Source organism: Arcobacter venerupis (genome assembly GCF_013201665.1).
In the GTDB taxonomy this organism is placed as follows: domain Bacteria; phylum Campylobacterota; class Campylobacteria; order Campylobacterales; family Arcobacteraceae; genus Aliarcobacter; species Aliarcobacter venerupis.
This window is the reverse complement of sequence record NZ_CP053840.1, coordinates 2404904-2424689: the sequence shown is the minus strand read 5'-3', so window position 1 is coordinate 2424689 and position 19786 is coordinate 2404904. Positions and strand designations below refer to the sequence as shown.

General features: G+C 28.1%; 17 protein-coding genes. 12 read left to right on the top strand and 5 right to left on the bottom strand.

From position 1 onward, the window contains the following. Positions 1–56: 56 nt before the first annotated feature. Positions 57–2180: a methyl-accepting chemotaxis protein gene (locus AVENP_RS11980; protein ID WP_128359126.1), complete on the bottom strand. Its 2124-nt coding sequence runs from the start codon at positions 2178–2180 to the stop codon at positions 57–59. Between the two features lie 136 nt (positions 2181–2316). Then, positions 2317–2631: a F0F1 ATP synthase subunit C gene (locus tag AVENP_RS11975; RefSeq protein WP_128359125.1), complete on the bottom strand. Its 315-nt coding sequence runs from the start codon at positions 2629–2631 to the stop codon at positions 2317–2319. Between the two features lie 176 nt (positions 2632–2807). On the opposite strand from AVENP_RS11975, the gene AVENP_RS11970 reads away from it, so the two are divergent. The 8 genes from AVENP_RS11970 (at position 2808) to AVENP_RS11935 (ending at position 12007) form a co-directional block, all read left to right on the top strand. After that, positions 2808–4892 (top strand): hypothetical protein, encoded by a 2085-nt coding sequence (locus AVENP_RS11970; protein ID WP_128359124.1) that lies wholly within the window; start codon positions 2808–2810, stop codon positions 4890–4892. Between the two features lie 220 nt (positions 4893–5112). After that, positions 5113–6465 carry an imelysin family protein gene (locus AVENP_RS11965; protein WP_128359123.1) on the top strand — a complete coding sequence of 451 codons (1353 nt, stop codon included), beginning with the start codon at positions 5113–5115 and terminating at the stop codon, positions 6463–6465. A gap of 1 nt (position 6466) precedes the next feature. Beyond that, the gene (locus AVENP_RS11960) at positions 6467–7825 is read left to right on the top strand and encodes a di-heme oxidoredictase family protein (protein ID WP_228201880.1); all 1359 of its coding nucleotides are present in this window, start codon (positions 6467–6469) and stop codon (positions 7823–7825) included. Beyond that, positions 7825–8769: an imelysin family protein gene (locus AVENP_RS11955; RefSeq protein ID WP_228201879.1), complete on the top strand. Its 945-nt coding sequence runs from the start codon at positions 7825–7827 to the stop codon at positions 8767–8769. Before AVENP_RS11960 ends, AVENP_RS11955 begins: the two co-directional genes overlap by 1 nt. A 3-nt stretch (positions 8770–8772) precedes the next feature. Beyond that, the gene (locus tag AVENP_RS11950; protein WP_128359120.1) at positions 8773–9678 is read left to right on the top strand and encodes a sterol desaturase family protein; all 906 of its coding nucleotides are present in this window, start codon (positions 8773–8775) and stop codon (positions 9676–9678) included. Continuing rightward, on the top strand, positions 9678–10805 hold the full coding sequence (locus AVENP_RS11945) for a cytochrome-c peroxidase (protein ID WP_128359119.1): 1128 nt from the start codon (positions 9678–9680) through the stop codon (positions 10803–10805). The genes AVENP_RS11950 and AVENP_RS11945 overlap by 1 nt, the downstream gene beginning before the upstream one ends. A gap of 69 nt (positions 10806–10874) precedes the next feature. Then, positions 10875–11147 carry a hypothetical protein gene (locus AVENP_RS11940; RefSeq protein WP_128359118.1) on the top strand — a complete coding sequence of 91 codons (273 nt, stop codon included), beginning with the start codon at positions 10875–10877 and terminating at the stop codon, positions 11145–11147. Positions 11148–11368: 221 nt separating this feature from the next. Beyond that, positions 11369–12007: a hypothetical protein gene (locus AVENP_RS11935; RefSeq protein WP_128359117.1), complete on the top strand. Its 639-nt coding sequence runs from the start codon at positions 11369–11371 to the stop codon at positions 12005–12007. Here the strand turns inward: AVENP_RS11935 and AVENP_RS11930 are convergent. The 3 genes from AVENP_RS11930 to nirB form a co-directional block, all read right to left on the bottom strand. Next, positions 12004–13098 (bottom strand): AI-2E family transporter, encoded by a 1095-nt coding sequence (locus tag AVENP_RS11930; RefSeq protein WP_128359116.1) that lies wholly within the window; start codon positions 13096–13098, stop codon positions 12004–12006. The two genes, AVENP_RS11935 and AVENP_RS11930, sit on opposite strands and share 4 nt — an antisense overlap. A 96-nt stretch (positions 13099–13194) precedes the next feature. Continuing rightward, complete coding sequence (nirD, locus tag AVENP_RS11925; RefSeq protein ID WP_128359115.1) at positions 13195–13503, bottom strand: nitrite reductase small subunit NirD; 309 nt, start codon at positions 13501–13503, stop codon at positions 13195–13197. Between the two features lies 1 nt (position 13504). Then, positions 13505–15970 (bottom strand): nitrite reductase large subunit NirB, encoded by a 2466-nt coding sequence (nirB, locus tag AVENP_RS11920; RefSeq protein ID WP_128359114.1) that lies wholly within the window; start codon positions 15968–15970, stop codon positions 13505–13507. 296 nt (positions 15971–16266) lie between these two features. On the opposite strand from nirB, the gene AVENP_RS11915 reads away from it, so the two are divergent. The 4 genes from AVENP_RS11915 to cysW all read left to right on the top strand — a co-directional run bounded on the left by AVENP_RS11915 (position 16267) and on the right by cysW (position 19774). Further along, positions 16267–16728, top strand: coding sequence for an RrF2 family transcriptional regulator (locus AVENP_RS11915; protein WP_128359113.1), 462 nt, complete (start codon positions 16267–16269; stop codon positions 16726–16728). Positions 16729–16907: 179 nt separating this feature from the next. Beyond that, a complete protein-coding gene (locus AVENP_RS11910; RefSeq protein WP_172664303.1) occupies positions 16908–17996 on the top strand; it encodes a sulfate ABC transporter substrate-binding protein in 1089 nt (362 codons plus the stop codon). Positions 17997–18065: 69 nt separating this feature from the next. Next, positions 18066–18920 carry a sulfate ABC transporter permease subunit CysT gene (cysT, locus tag AVENP_RS11905; RefSeq protein WP_128359112.1) on the top strand — a complete coding sequence of 285 codons (855 nt, stop codon included), beginning with the start codon at positions 18066–18068 and terminating at the stop codon, positions 18918–18920. Next, a complete protein-coding gene (cysW, locus tag AVENP_RS11900) occupies positions 18917–19774 on the top strand; it encodes a sulfate ABC transporter permease subunit CysW (protein ID WP_128359111.1) in 858 nt (285 codons plus the stop codon). Before cysT ends, cysW begins: the two co-directional genes overlap by 4 nt. Positions 19775–19786 lie beyond the last annotated feature (12 nt).

Here is a 19786-nt window from a genome sequence, read left to right as displayed (position 1 = left end):
ATACTTCATATAAGTTTAAGTATTATGATAGCTTGTTTAGAAATAATAGATAAATTCTATTTATTTCTAAACTCTTTTTCATTTACAGTTTCTAAAATTCTTTTTGCAATATTTGATGTATTTATTGCAATATCATGGGTTTGTGTAGCAACTGAAGCATTATTTTGTGTTTGTCTATCTAATCTATTAACAACATCATTTATTTGCTCAATACTTGTTCTTTGTTCACGAGATGAAATTGAAATGTCATTTATAACTTGAGTAGTTTTACTGATATTTTCTTTTAATTTTACATATCCATTAATCATATCATCAGCAATTTTTTTACCGCTGTTTGTTTTACTTGTAGCATTTTCAACAAGTTCTTTTATCTCTTTAGCTGCTTCTGCACTTCTTGACGCTAGGTTTCTCACTTCTGCTGCAACAACTGCAAATCCACGTCCAGCTTCTCCAGCTGTTGCTGCTTCAACGGCTGCATTTAAAGAAAGAATATTTGTTTGGAATGCAATTTGGTCAATAATAGTAATAGCATCGGCAATCGCTTTTGTTTGCTCATTAATTGAATCCATTGATTCAACTGTTATGTTTGCTAGTTTTTGACCCTCTTCAATAGAAGTAGATAATACTTTTGAGTGATTAGCCATTGTAGCAATTCTTTCAGTATTATTAATAACTGTACTTGTAATTTCTTCAAGAGCAGCAGCAGTTTCTTCTAACGAAACAGCTGTTTCATTTGATGATTTATTTAATATATCAACATTTTCTAATAAAACCTTTGAGCTTTCATCTAGTGTTAAACCATTTGTTTTATTTTCATGAAGCATTTGATTAATAATATTTGATAGATTATTTAATCCAATTGCCACATTTCCACTTGGATTTGAAATATTGTTAACGAAATTTAATTTTGAATATTGTTCAAGTGAAGATAATATAATGTTAATATCTTCATTTACATTACCTTTGATTGTAGTAATCATATCATTTAACATATTTTTTAATTCATTTAATGATAAGTTAGAAGTTTCATTTTTGATTTGTAAGTCCAAACGTCCTTCTTTAACTCTATTTACAACATTTTTAACTTCTTCAATTAATTTTTTATCTTCATTTAAATTATGAGAAATTAATTCCATTTGTTTATCTATTTCAACAGCCATATTTCCAAACTCATCATTTGTTTTAATGTTAAGTTTATTAATACTTTTTTCTTCACCTTTTAAATATCTAAAGAAGAAATTTAATCCATCTTCAAGAGTTTTCAATGGTGCTAGAATTTTAACTAATGCAAAAAATAAAATAGCTAAAATGATAATTAATAAAACAATATATAAAATAATATCTTTTATTAAATTAGCGTTTATTTTGTTTGAGATAGCTTTTTTATCTAATTGAATTACTAATTTCCAGTTTGTAATAGGAACTGAACTATAAGCGATTAGTTGAGGACTACTTTCATCTAAAGCTTCATCGAAATGTAATTTATCATCACTTTTAATTTGTTCATAAATTTTATTTTGAGTGTTGAATAGTTTAGCATCTTTATGAATTAGTGTTTTACCTTGATTATCTATAAGATAAGCAAAACCTTCTTCTCCAAGATTAACATTTAAAACTGTATTTACAACAGTATCAAGTTGAATGTCTGAACCAATAACGCCAATAATTTTGCCATCTTTTTTTACTGGTGCTGATACTGAGATAACTAGTTTTTTTGTACTAAAGTCAATATATGGTTCACTAACTCCAGCTCCATCTAATTCAACTGCTTTTTTGAACCAAGGTCTAGCTCTTGAGTCATAATCATGGGTTTGTGGTGTTCTAAAACTTGCATCAAATTGTAAAAAATTACCATTTTCTGCTATTCCTAAGTACAATCCTGAAAATTTACCTGATAAATTACCTAGACGTAATTTATCAACTATTTCTTTGTTTTTTACATCAAGTGTTAATGCTGATACTTCATTCGCTACTGCTTCAACAATATCAATTTTTGATTGAAGGTAGTTATTAATAGACTTTGAAGTCTCTTTTGCTAAATCTAACTCTTTTTGTTTGATTAAATTATACTCTGAAGTATAGTTGTTATAGGCATTATAAAAACCTAAGATAATAAAGGAAATAGATATGCTAAAAAGGGTTAGCATAAGAAGTTTATTTTTAATTGTACTATTTTTCAATTTTGTGCCTTTTTATAGTTTAAAAGACTATTGTACAACTAAATAGTGTCATTAAGGTGTCATTTTGAATAAAAAAAAGGGTCAAAAAGATAAACTTTTTGACCCTTGGAAGTTATTAAATCTGTAGATTTAAAGATTATCCTAAAAATGGATTTGCATATAATGCAATCATTGCAACAACAAGTGCATAAATAACTTGAGCTTCGATCATCGCTAATGCAATGAACATAGTTGTCATTAATTTTCCACCTAAACCTGGGTTTCTAGCAGTACCAGCAATAGTTGCAGCAGCAGTATTACCCATACCAATAGCACCACCAAGTGCAGCAAGACCTAATCCAATTCCAGCAGCTACTACAGAGTAAGCTTTTAAAGTTTGGTTAGCAACTTCAGCATCAGCAGCGAATGCAACAGCAGCGATAGCTAACATTAAAAGAACGATTTTTTTCATTCTAGATTCCTTATATTTTATTATTTCCAAAGTCTGTTCGGCTTGCGTATCCCTACTTAACACTTTGAGTTCGTGATTATATACAAAAAAAAATAAAATAAAGCTAAAAAAATCTATTTTCTTTTTATTTACCATTGTTTGATATAATCGTCTCATTTATCAAAAAAAGGTTACGAATGAAAAAAATATTTTTATTACTTACTCTTATAATTATTCTTATATTAGGTTCAATTTATGGGTTGTTATTTACAAAATTTGGAAACAATATTGTTTCATCATATATTGAAAGAAAAGTTAATTTAGACCAAAAAGATGTTAAGTTAAAAGTAAATGATTTTACATTAACTTTAAATTATCTAAATTTTGATGCATGGATAAATGATAATTCAAAAATTAATATTTCAGGGGATTTATCTATTTTAAAAAAGAGTGTTGATTTAAAATATGATATAAAAATCAATGAATTATCAACTCTTAAAAATTTAACAAAATTAGAGTTTAAAGGACCATTCTCTACAAATGGGATTTTTATTGGAAATGAAAAAGAAGCCATAATTCAAGGTATTTCAGATATTGCACAAAGTCAAACTAAATACTATTTTAATTTAGAACAATTTGAAGCACGAAATATAAATGTACAAATAAAAAATGCAAAAATTGAAGATTTATTGGTTTTATTAAATAAACCAAAATATGCTAAAGGTGATTTAAATATTTTAGCTGATATTAAAGATGCCAATATTTCAAATTTAGATGGAATGATTGTATTAAAAATTATAAATGCAAAAATCAATAATGAAGTTATAAATAAAGAGTTTAACCAAACATTTACATCGCCAATTAGTTTTCATAGTGATATAAATGCACTTTTATATCCAAACAAAGCAGAAATTAAAACCGACCTGATTAGCTCAATTGCTGATATTTTTGTGAATAAAACTTCAATTGATTTATTATCAAACAAAATAGAATCTGATTATAAAATTGATGTTAAAAACTTAAGTAAATTAGAAGGACTATTTTCTAAAAAATTAAATGGTGAGTTTTCTACAAATGGAAATATAAAATCAGCTGATGATATTGTAGAAATTGATGGAACTTCTAATATTTTTGAAAGTACAACAAAGTTTGATACTAAATTAAAAGATTTTAAACCATCATCTTTTGAATTTTCTATTGAAAATGCTAAATTAGAAAAGTTATTACAAATGTTAAATGAACCAATTTATGCATTAGGTGATTTAAATATTCAAGGTGATATAAAAAATGCAAACTTAGATAAATTAGATGGAACAATTAGTTCAAAAATAACTAATGCATCAATTGTAAATGAAGTTGCAAACACTGTATTTAAAGAAAACCTACAAGAAAAAGTAAATTTTGATTTAAATGTTAATACAAATTTAGTACCAAATCAAGCTGTATCAAAAGCAACTTTACAAACTACACTTGGTAATTTAACAACACAAAAAAGTGTGTATGACTTTGGTGATAAATCTTTTGATAGTGATTATTTATTGAATCTTCCATCTTTAGAAAAAATGAAAAACTTTTTAAAAATTAATTTAAGAGGTAAAATGGATATAAATGGAAATATCTCAAATAAAAATGATATTTTTTTGTTAAATGGAAAATCTAATACTTTAGGTGGAAATTTAGACTTTAATTTAAATAATAATAAATTAAACGCAAATTTAAAAAATGTAGATATTCAAGAGTTATTAAATATGTTAGCTTATCCAAAAATCTTTGATTCAAAAGGAACTTTTGTATTAGATTATGACTTATTGGTAAAAAAAGGTGAGTTAAAAGGAAATTTACTTAATGGGCATTTTTTACCAAATGACTTTTCTATGATACTTGATAAATTAGCAAAATTTGATTTAACAAAAGAAGTGTATGAAACTTTTGATATAAACAGTCAAATTAACGATAAAGTACTAACATCTGATTTACTTATGAAAAGTGTAAATACTCAAATTGATATAAAAGACTCTATTTTAGATTTAGAACAAAAACAAATAGATGCGAAAATTAATGCAACAATAAAAGATAAAACTTTTGTTGTTGGTGTAAATGGAGAAACTTCACATCCTAAAATCTCTTTTAATACAAAAGATTTAATAAAAGAAGAGATAAATAAACAACTTGAAAAAAAGAAAGATAAAATTGAAGAGAAGTTAAACAAGGTTTTAGGTGGAAACAGTGAAGATGACAAAGCCAAAAAACTTATTGAAAATTTAAAATTTTTAATAAAATAGAGTATTAAACTCTATTTTATTATTACTAGCAAACTTAAAAATACATAATTTTTATCCCTAATATCCTTTAACTTTATACTCATTTAAATTTAATATACTGAAAATAATATTAATTGCTAAATTGTTATGATAATTATTATCAATTTAAGATAAATAAAAGTTTTATTTAGCTTTAATTCATTAATGATAATTAATATTAAGATTAAAAAAAAGGAATTAAATGTTAGATTTTAGTAAAAAAGTACTAGTTTCTCTATCTGTTGTTACTGCTGTTGCATTAACAAGTTGTGCTGCTTCTGAAAATGGAGTTCAAAAGAAAGAAATGACAAAAAATAGTTCGTTTTTAGATGCGTATTCAGATATTGCGTTAGCAAATTATACTGATGCTGTAAATGACGCAATTGCTTTAAAAACTGCAATAGATGCATTTGCAAAAAATCCAACTCAAGAAAATATAGATAAAGCAAAAAAAGCTTGGTTAAATTCAAGAGAATCTTATGGGCAAACAGAAGCTTTTAGACTTTCTAATGGTCCAATTGATTCTGAAGATGGTTGGATAGCTGAAGCTTATGGTGCACCTGAAGGACAAATCAATGCTTGGCCACTTGATGAAAATATGATTGACTATACAATTGACGCAGATGGAAAATTAACTTCTGGAAATATTATTGACACAGTTGGAAAATTTAATCCAGGTGGAGAAGAATCAAAAGAAGTTGATGTAAGTAAAATTACTGTTGATGCAATCACAGAGTTAAATGAAAATGGTGGAGAGGCAAATGTTGCAACTGGTTATCATGCTATTGAATTCTTATTATGGGGACAAGATCAAGATTACTCTAATTTCCTAAAAGATAGTGTAACTCCTGGTGCAATGACAGCTGGACTTAGAACTTTAAAAGATTTTACAACTGAAAAAAATGCAGATAGAAGATTAGCATATTTACAAGCATCAGCTGAAAAATTAGTTAGTGATTTAGAAACTATAAAATCAGCTTGGGAAAAAAATATAGATGGAACAAAAGGTTTATATCAAGCTGCATTAAAAGGTAAATTAAAAGGAGATAATGCTTCTAAAAATATCGAATCAGCACAAGCTTTAAAACAAATCATTGCAGGAATGGGTGTTTTTGTTAAATCTGAATTAGCAAATGAAAGAATTGCAGTTGCTGTTTTAACTCCAAGTGAAGAAGATGAACACTCTTGTTTTTCTGATAATACACATAGAGATATCTTAAATAATTATATAGGATTTAAAAATATATTAACAGCAACATATAAAGGTAAAAAATATGGTCCTTCTTTATTAGATGCTGTTGATGCTAAAACAAAAACTAGAATTACAAATTTAATGAAATCTATTGAAGAAAAAATTAATAGTATTGATGAAGTTGCAAAAACTAAAGAGCACTTCGATTATCAAATCAGACCAGAAAGTTCTCAATCTAAAGTTATTGTAAAACTTAAAAATGAGTTGAGAAAACTAGGTGATGAAATGGTAAATGTTGCAGCTGCTAATAAAATTAGTTTAAGTACAGATGATGTTACAGATCCAGAAGAAACAAAACTATAATTTGTTAAAAAAAGTTATTTTATTAAAAAGCCTTGTAGCAATATTTGCTACAGGGCTTTTTGCCGTTGATAGTAGTAGTAAATTTTTATCAAATGATAAAAGTAATTCAATACTTCTAAAACCTATTGATAATTTAAATAATGATGAATATGACAAATTTATGTTAGGAAGAAGTTTTTTTTCAATTCCTTGGGTTGAAGCACCAGCTATTACAACTGCAAGAGATGGTTTGGGCCCACTTTTTAATGCAAATACCTGTATTAGTTGCCATCCAGGAAATGGGAAAGGTACACTATTTAATAAAGATGGTTTTGTTTCAAGATCGTTAGTTGCTAGATTATCTGTAGAAGCAACAAATTCCAACCAAGATCAAGAATTATTGAAATATAAAGGTTTTGTTCCACATAGCATTTATGGAAATCAATTATCAATAAATGGAATTTATGGAGTAGATTTTGAAGGTAATATTAAAATAGATTTTGAAGAAAAAGAAGTTTTATTTCCAGATGGAGAAAAACAAATTTTATTAAAACCAAAATACTCTTTGGCAAATTTAAATTATGGAACTTTAGATAATGGAAATGTTTCATATAGATTAGCTCCAACGTTAAATGGTATGGGTTTAATTAACTTAATTTCAAATGAAGATATTTTAAAAAATGAAGATATAAATGATGCCAATGGTGATGGAATATCAGGCAAAGCAAATTGGGTATATTCTAATATTACAAAAAAAGATGAATTAGGAAAATATACTTGGAAAGCAAGTGTTTATTCTTTAAAAGAGCAAGTTGCAGGTGCTGCAAATAATGATATGGGATTAACTACATCAATATTCCCAGATGATAATTGTACTCCAACTCAAAAAGCTTGTAATGAAGCACCAAAAGCCAAAGATGCAATTGATATACCTGATGAAAGACTTGATGCAATTACATACTATTTAAAACATATAAAAGCTTATGCTCCAAAAATTACAAAAGAGTATAAAGAAGGCTTAGAAATTTTTGAACAAATCTCATGTGCAAAGTGTCATATTAGTAGTTTTGAAACAAAAGAAGGTTTTAAAGTTTTCCCTTATTCTGATTTTTTACTTCACGATATGGGTGAAGATTTAAGTGATGGAAGAGTTGAATTTAAAGCAGACAAAAATGAGTGGAGAACTGCTCCTTTATGGGGATTAGCATTACATGAAAAAATAAATAAACAAAAACCTAGACTTTTACATGATGGAAGAGCTAGAAGTTTTCAAGAAGCGATTTTATGGCATGGTGGAGAAGCAATTCAAAGTAAAGAAAATTTTATGAATCTGCCAAAAGAACAAAGAGATAAATTACTTAAATTTTTACAGGAGTTATAATGAAAAGAGTGTTGTTTTTAGTGTTGTTATTTTCAAGTGTTGTTTTTGCCAATGAAAGAGTACTTGTTAATATAATAAAAAATGTATCAATTCCAAATGTTGAGACAGCAATAAAAGACGCAAAAATTTTACAAAAAGATGTAAATGCACAAAATTTTACAAATTTTTTAACGGATTGGAAAAAGGTTGAGGCTTTTTATATTGCTGGTGATTTAGATGAGAATTATGCTGATACACCAAGATATATGGATATTTTTAATAATCTAAAAGAGGATTTAAGTGTTCAAATGCAAAGGGTTATTGAATCAAAAGATGAGGCAAAGATTGCTTTATTTAAAAATTCATTTAAAACTATAAATGCTTTAGAATATGTTTTATTTAATGATAATGATATTTCACAAAGAGAAAAAGATTTAAGTGTTGTTATTTTAGATTCAATGATTTCTTATTTAGAGGGAATAAAAGGAGTTTATAAAACATATTTAACAGCTCCTGCAAAAGATGAAAAATGGGAAAACTCTTTAGTAATTAATACATTGATTGCTAGTTCATATAGATTAAAAGAGTGGAGAATTGGTAATCCAAGTGGATTTGCTGGTAAATTTAAAAATGATCCAAAAAATGAAAGAGCTGAATATTTTTTAAGTCAAAACTCATTTAATGCAATTGAAGCAATTTTAGAAGCTCATAAACAAATAGTTGAAAAACATCAATATTATGACTTTGCTGCATATGCAATGAATAAAGGTGCAGCAATTCAACTTTTAACGGTAATTGATGACATTGCACAAACTCAAGATGAATTAAAAAAACTTAAAAAAGATGATTTCACAAATGCAAAAGCACTTTTTAATAGCGCAAAAGATTTACATAATGCTTATTATTCATCATTAATTGGTCAATTAAGTGTAACAGGAAAAATTTTAGATGCTGATGGAGATTAAAAATTGAACGATTTTTTTGCACTAGAATATTTAATAAATCCAAATAAAAGACTCTTTTGGATTTATATAGTATCTTCAATATTATTGGCAATGGTGTATTTTTATGTTAGTAAAAAAAATACAAGGGTGATTTTTTCTTCAAAACTTTGGTTACATCCAAGTGCAAAGTTAGATTATTACTATTTCTTTTTATCATATTTTATAAATATTTTTCTGTTGATACCTTTTATATTAAGTGCAAAAACTATCGCTTTTAGTGTAAATAAATTTTTATACGAGCAGTTTGATTATTTTGAAAATAGCTATTTCTCATATGAAATGATTATTTTTATGTATACAGTTAGTATTTTTTTAGTTAGTGACTTTTCGAGATATTGGCTTCATAGATTTTTGCATACAATTCCATTTTTATGGGAATTCCATAAAGTTCATCATAGCGCAAAAGTTTTAACACCAATTACATTTTATCGAGTTCATCCAGTTGAAAATTTTCTTTTTGGATTGAGATACTCTTTAAGTATTGGATTTGTTACGGGAATTTTTATCTATTTTTTTGGTGCAATGATAGATATTTATATGGTTTTGGGAGTTAATGTTTTTCTTTTTATATTTTCTATATTTGGCTCAAATTTGAGACATTCTCATGTGCCATTTTCATATGGAAGTTTAATAGAAAAATGGTTTATGTCTCCAAAACAGCACCAAATACATCATAGTAAAAAGCATTTTAACAAAAACTATGGTGGATATATTGCTATTTGGGATAGAGTTTTTGGAACTTTATGTTTATCAAATAGTGTAAAAGTTATGAAATTTGGACTAAGGACTGAACAAATGAAAGATTATCTTTCATTAAAAGATTTAATATTTAGACCAATTAGAAATTTATTAAAAAATAGGGGGATTTAATGAAAAGTTCGAAATTATTAGTTGCTATGTTAATAGCTTTTTCAAGTATTAGTTTAAGTGCAAGTGATGCCTTATCAAAAGAGGAGCTAGGTCAAATTTTATTTTTTGATAAAAATTTATCAAATAATAGAACACAAGCTTGTGCAACATGTCACAACCCAGAAAGTGGTTTTGTGGATAACAGAGATAATGGTGTAAAAAAAATGGCATCAATGGGTGATAATAATAAGTCAATTGGAGATAGGGAAGCTCCAACTGCATCTTATGCAAAATTTTCACCAGCATTTCATTTTGATGAGAAAAAACAAAAATATATTGGTGGACAGTTTTGGGATGGAAGAGCATCAACTCTTGAAGACCAAGCTGGAGGTCCACCTTTAAATCCAGATGAAATGGGAATGATAAGTAAAAAAGAAGTTGTAAATAGAATAAAAGAAAATGAATTATATGTAAATGCTTTTAAAAATCTTTTTGGAAATGATATTTTAGAAAATGAAGAAAAAGCTTATACTGCATTAACTCAAGTAATAGGTGCATTTGAAAGAACAGATGAGTTCTCTCCTTTTGATTCAAAATATGATAGATATTTAAAAGGTGAATATGATTTAACTCCTACAGAAGATTTAGGAAAATCATTATTCTTTTCAAATAATAATAACTCTTGTTCAACTTGTCACGTATTAAAAGGTGAAGATAAAGAGGGTGAAACATTTACAAACTATGAGTTTCATAATATTGGAGTTCCAGCAAATCAAACACTAAGAGCAAAAAATGGTGCAAAAGATTTAGATAAAGGTCTTTTAAATAATCCAGCTGTTACAGATGAAGCTCAAAGGGGAAAATATAAAGTTCCAACTTTAAGAAATGTGGCAGTAACAGCTCCATATATGCATAATGGTGTATTTACTGATTTAAGAACTGTAATTGAGTTTTATGATAAATATAACAATAAAAATAGAACTATAAATCAAGAGACTGGAAAAGTTTGGGATGAACCAGAAGTAAAAGAGACTATTTCACTAAAAGAGTTAAAAGCAAAAGAGTTAACAGACAGAAAAGTTGATGCTTTAGTTGCATTTTTAAAACTTTTAACAGATAAGAGGTATGAACATTTATTAGAAAAATAGGTCATATAAAAGTTATTTTTTAATATTCTATTATCTAAAAGATGATAGAATACCTAAAAAAGGCTTGCAATGACATATAAAATAATATTATTTTTTATTACTTCTTCTTTGTTTGCTAATGAAAACACATTACTTGATTTAGAAAAAGAAAAAAATGGACTAATAAATAAATACTATGAAAGAATTGATATAGCAAGACAAGATAATCTAGAAGATAGAGTTAGATTGTTGGATGTTACGTTAAATTGTTTTATAGATTCAAAGAGTAAAAGAGATATTTTAAATTGTAAATCAGATGAGAGAAAAAGAATTATGGATATAGTTAGCGGGAAAAATTACTAATTATTTAAAACTCAAAAAATATCTCGAATTAGGGTAATATACCTCATATTACCCTGAAACTTTTATAGCACTTATTTTTCATTATCTACTGAATAAATTCTACTTACATGTTAAATTACACATTATAATTTTTTGATTTTTAGATATATAAAAAATGTTAAGCTGTGAAATGAATAATAAGAGTACACTGAAATAATCATGGTGATGAAAAAGGGTATAAAATGATTGATCAACAGCTTCTATTTTTAGGAATTATTGCTACATGCATGATAATCATCACTGGAATAATTATCTTCTGTGCTATTCAATATGCAAAAACTATGAATAAAGTAAATAACTTTGTTCATAGTGGAGAAGATAAACTTTCTATTCTTTCTAGTAATATTTCTTTAATCATTAATGAGAGTAGTGATTTAATCGAAAAAATAGGAAATGAAAGTCAATTATTAACTAATGGGGTCGTTAAATTTACAAATGCCTCTCTTGCACTTAAGGCATTTTCTCAGTTTTTTAAAAAAAATCCAGAAAGAAAAGAGGACAATATGAACAAAAGTAATCTACTAAGTTTCACAGTTGGTGCCGCAATCACCGGTATTAGTGCCTATTATGTTTTCAAAAATAAAGATGAAATTTCAAAAAAAATCAATGCTCTTGAAGAGACTTTGGTAGATGATTATGGAGAAGTTGTTAATAAAGCAAAAGAGAAACTTGAAGAATTAATGAAAGTATTTCAATCTACTGCACAAGAATTTTTACATGGTGGAATTGTAGATGGAATTAAAGAGAATGAAATTAAGTTAATGGTTAAAAAACTTGATAAATTACAAAAAGAGATAGAATCACTTAGTATAAAAAGTTAATTTTTATCTAAGTGGGTTTTCTCATGCCTAAGGCTTAATTGATTGGTTTTGCGGAAAGTCATAAGAGTTGTAATTGCTAGTGCAATAATTGCAGGTCCTAAGATAAATCCCCAAAACCCAAAAGTTGCCAATCCACCTACTATGGCAAAAAATATAATAAACTCATTGATACGATGTTTGTTTTTGCTTAGTTTTTTATTTATAAAATTTAAAATGAGAAGCTTGACAACATTGTCAATGAAAAATGACATCATGGCATATGAATAAATAGAGATAATAAGTGCATTAAAAATATTCCCTTGAAGATACTCGTTTATAGCAATTGGAATCCAAACTATCCCCGTTCCTAAAACTGGAATAATTGACATAATACCTACTATAAAGCCAAGTAATAAAGCATTATATCCATCAAAAAAAGCAATAAAAATTCCAAATGCTAATCCTTGTGCAATCATCACACCTACTAATGTATAGAAAACAACCGATACCATAATTGTCATCTCATTAAAAAAATCTCGTTTGAGTGGACGTGATAGGGGAATAATAGGCATAAAAAACAGAATAAGTTTTCTGCTGTATAAAGTTAAAAAGAAGAAAAATATAACAATCATCATCATATCTCCTAACATTAGCATAAAGTCTTTTAATCCATTTCCAAGCCACCCTGCAAGAAAGGCAGTAATTTCTTCTTTTCTAGTTACTATCATTGGAATTATAGTATCAAGGGGAGTTCTAATCCACTCTAAATAAGATGGAATATGCTGACTCAAATTATCAATTTTATCTACGAAAGATAGAATTATTGTTATGCTATCTGTTGGATGACTAAAAAGATTAAATAAAAATATTGATATGGGCATAAAAACAATTAATGAAACTATCAAGGTAATAGTGCCAGCAGAAATTACAGGCGCAAAAGTTTTTAACTTTTCATATTGTTTAATTTTTGTTTCAATAAGTTGGAATAGGGGAAAGGTAGCTATTACCATTAGTGATGCCACAAAAAAACTTTTTAAAAAAGGGAAAAATAACCAAATTATAAGCGCAAAAACTCCAAATCCAATCCAGCGTAAGAAATAATCTTTTTTCATAGTAGTTACCTTTTTGATATTTAATTAAAAAGAGTGTTATTTCTGCTTAAAATTCATTATAGCACATTTATATCTAATCATAATTTGCTAAATATATTAAATACTAATATATAAATAATTATCCTCAACTCTCGTTTCATAAACCCCCGTGCAACCACTATCATTTCCCAAAGCTTGTCCTGTTTTTAAATCTATTTCCCAGTTGTGTAAAGGGCAAGTTACTATTTTGTCATGAACTAAACCTTCACTTAGTTTTCCTTTTTTATGGGGACATACATTGTTTACAGCAAAGATTGCACCATCTCTTGTTTTAAAAATTGCGATTTCAGTTTCGCCAATTTCTACTTTTCTTGAACCCATTTCAGGGATATTTTCAACTTCTGTGATTTTGTACCATTTTGACATATTAAATTTGCTCCTTTGCTTCAAAACTAAAAGATTCTTCTGGGTTTATAACAATTGAATTAAACTCTTTTGTAAATCCATCTTCAATTGCTTTTGCCCAAGGATCAACTTGTGCTGATTTTTGTGATATTTCAAATCTTTGGGCATAATATGCCACTTTTTCTTTGTTTAACAGCACATCTTTTACATATTGTAATCCAGTTCTTTCAACCCAATGAGCTGTTCTTTCTAGATAATAAGCATCTTCTCTATAAAATTGCATAAAGGCTTTTACATAAGTTAATAACTCTTCATCGGTTTCCACTTTACAAAGGAAATCTGTAACTCTCACTTTTATACCACCGTTTCCAGCGATTGAGATTTCCCAACCAGAATCAACTCCAATAATTCCTAAATCTTTGATAGTTGCTTCCGCACAATTTCTAGGACAGCCTGAAACTGCAATTTTAAATTTGTGAGGAGTCCAAGATCCCCATGTTAGTTTTTCAATAATCACACCCATATTCATAGAATCTTGAGTTCCAAATCTACACCAAGTATTTCCAACACAAGTTTTTACAGTTCTCAGACCCTTTGCATAAGCTTGACCTGATACAAAACCAGCATCATTTAAATCTTTCCACATAGGTTCAAGTTGCTCTTTTTTTACTCCCAACATATCAAGTCTTTGACCACCTGTGAATTTAACAGTTGGAACATCGTATTTAACTGCAATATCTGCAATATCTTTTAACTCTTGTGGACTTGTAAGTCCTCCCCAAATTCTAGGAACCACAGAATAAGTTCCATCTTTTTGGATATTTGCAAACATTCTATCGTTTACAAGTGCACTTCTTTTATCATTTTTATATTTATCATCATTATATTTTACAAGTAAGTAGTAGTTTACTGCTGGTCGGCATTTTGAACAACCTTCCTGCGTTTTCCACTCTAATGATTTAAAAACGTCATAAACAGTTTCAAATTCACCCTCATCAACTGCTTTTTTAATATCTTTGTGTCCAAGTGTTGTACATGAACAAATTCCCTCTTCAACAGCGTTGTATTCATCACCCAAAGTATTTACTAAAATTTGCTCAACTAAACCTAAACATGAACCACAAGAAGCTCCAGCTTTTGTGCAAGATTTTACATCGCTTAGTGATTTTAAATCTTTATCTTTGATGGCAGATACAATGTCACCTTTACAAACTCCATTACATCCACAAACTTCTTCATCATCACTCATGGCATTTATGTCATTTCCACCATGACCGCTATCTCCAGATATTGCTGATTTTCCAAATAGGATTTTTGTTCGTAAATCTGAAATATCAGTATGTTCTTTTAGAAGTTTTAAATACCAAGAAGCATCACTTGTATCTCCATAAAGTACAACTCCAATGATTTTGTTTTCATAGATTACAAGTTTTTTATAGATTCCAACTTTTTCATCAAGTAAAATTAAATCCTCAGTTGTAACATCACCTAAATAATCTCCTGCACTAAACAAATCAACACCTGAGATTTTAAGTCTAGTTGATAAAGTTGAACCCTCATAACCTTCAGTTTTTTTATCTGCTAGAACTTTTGCTAAAACTTTTGCTTGTTCATAAAGTGGGGCAACTAAACCATAAGTATTTCCATTGTGTTCAACACACTCTCCAATGGCAAAAATAGAATCATCTGAAGTTTTCAAAAAATCATTTACAATGATTCCTTTTTTTGTTTCAAGTTCTGCTTCAAGAGCTAGTGCTGTGTTTGGAATAATTCCAGTTGCAAATACAACTAAGTTTGACTCAACACTAACACCATCTGTGAAACTCACTTTTTCAACAATTCCATCACCACTTATCTCTTGGATAGTTGTGTTTAATTTAAACTCTATTCCATAAGATTCAAGATTTTTTTGAAGTAATTTTCCACCAGTTGAGTCAAGTTGTTGAGAAAGGATACTTCCACTTCTATGAACTAAAATAGTTTTAATTCCATGTTTTGCAATTCCATAAGCAGCTTCAAGTCCAAGAAGTCCACCACCCACAACAACGGCAGTTTTATCTTTTCTAATTGTGCTAATAATTGCATCAACATCGGCTTTTGTTCTAAAAGCAATTACATTTTCAAGGTCACTTCCTTTTGTTTTAGGAACAAAAGCTCTTGAGCCAGTTGCTATTAGAAGTTTGTCGTAAGATTCAGTTTTTCCACTATCACTTTTGATTGTTTTACTATTTTTATCTATTGATACAATCTTATCGCCTTTGTGTAAAGTGATATTGTTTTGTTCATACCAAGATAAATGATTGATGATTGTATCTTCAAAAGTTTTTTCTTGTGAAAGAATATATGAGAGCATGATTCTATTATAGTTTACATGAGGTTCTTCACCATAAATAGTGATGTCATATTTATCTTTATTTATTTCTAAAAGGTCTTCGATGGTTCGAAGTCCACTCATCCCATTTCCGATTACTACTAGTTTTTCTTTCACTTTGAATCCTTTTATTACGTTAAATAATTATTGCATAAAGAATTCTTTTGTGATTTGAAATTTTGTATATAAAATATTCAATATTCTTAATTTTTAATTAAATTTATTTAATATATGGTTTTTATTGAGATTTATAACTAATATAAATATATTTAAACTTATTTTTACATTAAAATATTGATTTTGAATATTTTTACTGAATTCTGATTTGCAAATTAATTCTTAAAATTATTGTTAAATAAGTTGACAAATAAAAAATTATAGATTATAATTATCACCAATTTAGTAGGTGTTAAATGAAAGTATCAAAAAAAACAGATTATGCTCTTAGAGCTTTATTCGCAATAGCAGAGTTAAAAGGGGAGTCAATCTCAACAAAAATTCTATCTGAAAACATTGATGTTCCAAGAAGATTTTTAGAAAATATAATGCTTGAAATGAATAATGCAGGTTGGGTGAAAAGTATTCCAGGAAGATATGGTGGTTATGCACTTGCAAAAGATGCAAATGAGATAACATTAGGTGAGGTTATAAGACACTTCGAGGGAATGATTGCTATGATTTCTTGTGTTAGTGTTTCAAATTATGAACCATGTTCTCAAGAGAGTAAATGTTATTTTAGAAGAGTTTTTTTAAATATACGAAATTTAACAGCTCAAATTTTGGATAAGATGACTATAGCTTCATGCTTGGGTCAAAAACCAATACAAAAAGAAGATATTTATAAAGAAGAATTTATTGGTGGTTTAGGAATCTAAACCGTCAATTTTTTTTAATTTTTAATATTCATCAATCTAGTGTATATTATATTAAAAGGATTAAAATGATGTGCGACATGTGTAAAAAATTGTTATAAGAAAAAGTAAGAGGTGAGATTTTTTTAAATCTTTAATTATCACACATTTAGTGTACATTATATTTGAAAGAGAAAATAAAAATGAAAAAAATAGTAAAAAATTTAAGAAATATTGCATTAAGTGCATTATTAATACCAGTATTAGGGATTTCAAGTGAGAGTTATGATTCAAAAGCAGAGGCAGCAAAAAAGTCATTAGAGATTTTAAATGTTTCTTATGATCCAACAAGGGAGTTATATGCTTCATATAATAAAGATTTTGCATCTTATTGGAAAGAAAAAACAGGTCAAGATTTAACAATCAAACAATCACATGGTGGGTCTGGAAAACAAGCAAGGGCTGTAATTGATGGTTTAGGTGCTGATGTTGTTACTTTGGCTTTAGGTTATGATGTAGATGTAATAAGTCAAAAAGCTGCTTTATTTCCAAAAGATTGGCAAGCAAAATTAGAAAATAATTCATCGCCATATACTTCAACTATTGTATTTTTAGTTAGAAAAGGAAATCCAAAAGGCATAAAAGATTGGGATGATTTAATAAAAGATGGAGTTTCTGTGATTACTCCAAATCCAAAAACTTCAGGAGGTGCAAGATGGAACTATTTAGCAGCTTATGCCTATGCTTTAAAAAAAGAGTTGGGTGATTTAAGTAAAGTTGATAAAAATTCACAAAAGTATAAAGATGCTGATAAAAAAGCACTTGAATATATCTCTAAGTTATTTAAAAATGTTCCAGTTCTTGATTCTGGTGCAAGAGGTTCTACAAATACATTTGTTCAAAGAAAAATTGGAGATGTGTTGCTTGCTTGGGAAAATGAAGCATTCTTAGCTATTAATGAGTTGGGAAAAGATGAATTTGAAATAGTTGTTCCAAGTATATCTATAGTTGCTGAACCTCCTGTTGCTGTTGTTGATGAAAATGCAAAAAAACATGGAACTTATGAAGTATCAAAAGCATATTTAGAATATTTATATTCACCAGCAGGTCAAAAATTAGCAGCAAAAAATTACTATAGACCATATAAACCAGAACTTGCAGACAAAGAAGATATAGCAAGATTCCCAAAACTTGAACTTGTAAAAATCAATAATGTATTTGATGGTTGGGCAGTTGCACAAAAAATACATTTTGATGATGGTGGAACTTTTGATTCTATTTATAAAAATTAAAATAAAAGTATCTACCAAATTTTGGTAGATACTTGAAAAATATAGTTTAAAACTTTACAAAGGAAATTAATGAGATTAAATTTTGGAATACTAAAAAGGCAAAAATCACCCATTCCAGGCTTTGGATTAACTATGGGATATACAGTTTTTTATCTAAGTATCATAGTTATGATTCCTCTAATTGCGCTATTTTCTGAAGCTTTTAGTATGGGATGGCAAGCATTTATAAATGCAACAACAAGTGATAGGGTAATTGCAAGTTATAAGCTTACTTTTTTTACTTCATTAATTGCAGCTCTTGTAAATACTGTTTTTGGTTTGATTGTCGCTTGGTGTTTAGTAAGATATACATTTTGGGGAAAAAGAGTTTTTGATGCAATTGTTGATTTACCTTTTGCACTTCCAACAGCAGTTTCAGGAATTGCACTTACGACTTTGTATTCGACTCAAGGTTGGTTTGGACAATATTTAGAACCACTAGGAATAAAAGTAGTTTTTACTCCAATTGGAATTACTATTGCTTTAATTTTTATAGGACTTCCTTTTGTAGTTCGAACAATTCAACCAGCCCTTGAAGAGATTCAAATTGAGCAAGAAGAAGCAGGTTCAAGTTTGGGAGCTACGAGATGGCAAATATTTTATAAAGTAATTCTTCCTACTATTTTCCCATCTGTTTTGACAGGTTTTGCTTTGTCATTTGCAAGAGCTCTTGGTGAATATGGTTCGGTTGTTTTTATTGCTGGAAATATGCCAATGAAAACAGAAATAAGTACACTTTTGATTATTACAAAACTTGAACAATATGATTATGCAGGAGCAACTGCAATTGCTGTTGTGATGCTTTTGATTTCATTTGTAATGTTGTTATTAATTAATATGCTTCAAAGATGGAGCTCAAGAAGAAAAGGAATGGAGGCTATATGAAAACTATTAGTAATTCAAAATCATCACAAAAAGAGTCGAAATTAGTTCAATATTTATTAATAGTAACTGCGGTTACTTTTTTATTGATTATGTTAGTTGCTCCTTTGATAACAATTTTTGCAGAAGCTTTTAGAAAAGGTTATGAAGCATATTTTGAATCATTTACAAATGAATATGTTTTACAAGCAATAAAACTTACCTTTATAACAGCTGCTATTGCAGTGCCTTTAAATTTAATTTTTGGAGTGGCAGCTTCTTGGTCAATAGCTAAATATTCATTTTTTGGAAAAAGTTTTTTGATAACTTTGATTGATTTGCCTTTTGCAGTTTCGCCAGTAATTTCAGGATTTGTTTATGTTTTACTATTTGGAGCGCAAGGTTGGTTTGGACATTGGTTAATTGCAAATGATGTTCAGATTATTTTTGCAGTTCCAGGAATTGTACTAGCTACTATATTTGTAACTTTTCCCTTTGTTGCAAGGGAGTTAATTCCACTTATGCAAGAACAAGGAAATGATGAAGAACAAGCTGCACTTTTATTGGGAGCAAGCGGTTTTCAAACATTTTGGTACGTTACACTTCCTAATATAAAATGGGGTTTAATTTATGGAGTAATTTTATGTAACGCAAGAGCGATGGGAGAGTTTGGAGCAGTTTCAGTTGTTTCTGGACATATCCAAGGTGTTACAAATACAATGCCTTTGCAAGTTGAGATTTTATATAACGAATATAATTTTGTAGCAGCTTTTGCTGTTTCAACACTTTTGGCAATTCTTGCTCTTTTAACTTTGGTTCTAAAATATATTTTAGAGTGGAAAGTTCAAAGACAATTAGACAAATTAGATAAGCAATAATAAACTTTAGGA

Excerpts from the sequence above, each read along its gene's own strand:
- AVENP_RS11975 (WP_128359125.1), bottom strand. The coding sequence starts at position 2,631 with ATGAAAAAAATCGTTCTTTTAATGTTAGCTATCGCTGCTGTTGCATTC.
- AVENP_RS11970 (WP_128359124.1), top strand. The coding sequence starts at position 2,808 with ATGAAAAAAATATTTTTATTACTTACTCTTATAATTATTCTTATATTA.
- AVENP_RS11965 (WP_128359123.1), top strand. The coding sequence starts at position 5,113 with ATGTTAGATTTTAGTAAAAAAGTACTAGTTTCTCTATCTGTTGTTACT.
- AVENP_RS11955 (WP_228201879.1), top strand. The coding sequence starts at position 7,825 with ATGAAAAGAGTGTTGTTTTTAGTGTTGTTATTTTCAAGTGTTGTTTTT.
- AVENP_RS11945 (WP_128359119.1), top strand. The coding sequence starts at position 9,678 with ATGAAAAGTTCGAAATTATTAGTTGCTATGTTAATAGCTTTTTCAAGT.
- AVENP_RS11940 (WP_128359118.1), top strand. The coding sequence starts at position 10,875 with ATGACATATAAAATAATATTATTTTTTATTACTTCTTCTTTGTTTGCT.
- AVENP_RS11935 (WP_128359117.1), top strand. The coding sequence starts at position 11,369 with ATGATTGATCAACAGCTTCTATTTTTAGGAATTATTGCTACATGCATG.
- AVENP_RS11930 (WP_128359116.1), bottom strand. The coding sequence starts at position 13,098 with ATGAAAAAAGATTATTTCTTACGCTGGATTGGATTTGGAGTTTTTGCG.
- nirD (WP_128359115.1), bottom strand. The coding sequence starts at position 13,503 with ATGTCAAAATGGTACAAAATCACAGAAGTTGAAAATATCCCTGAAATG.
- AVENP_RS11915 (WP_128359113.1), top strand. The coding sequence starts at position 16,267 with ATGAAAGTATCAAAAAAAACAGATTATGCTCTTAGAGCTTTATTCGCA.
- AVENP_RS11910 (WP_172664303.1), top strand. The coding sequence starts at position 16,908 with ATGAAAAAAATAGTAAAAAATTTAAGAAATATTGCATTAAGTGCATTA.
- cysT (WP_128359112.1), top strand. The coding sequence starts at position 18,066 with ATGAGATTAAATTTTGGAATACTAAAAAGGCAAAAATCACCCATTCCA.
- cysW (WP_128359111.1), top strand. The coding sequence starts at position 18,917 with ATGAAAACTATTAGTAATTCAAAATCATCACAAAAAGAGTCGAAATTA.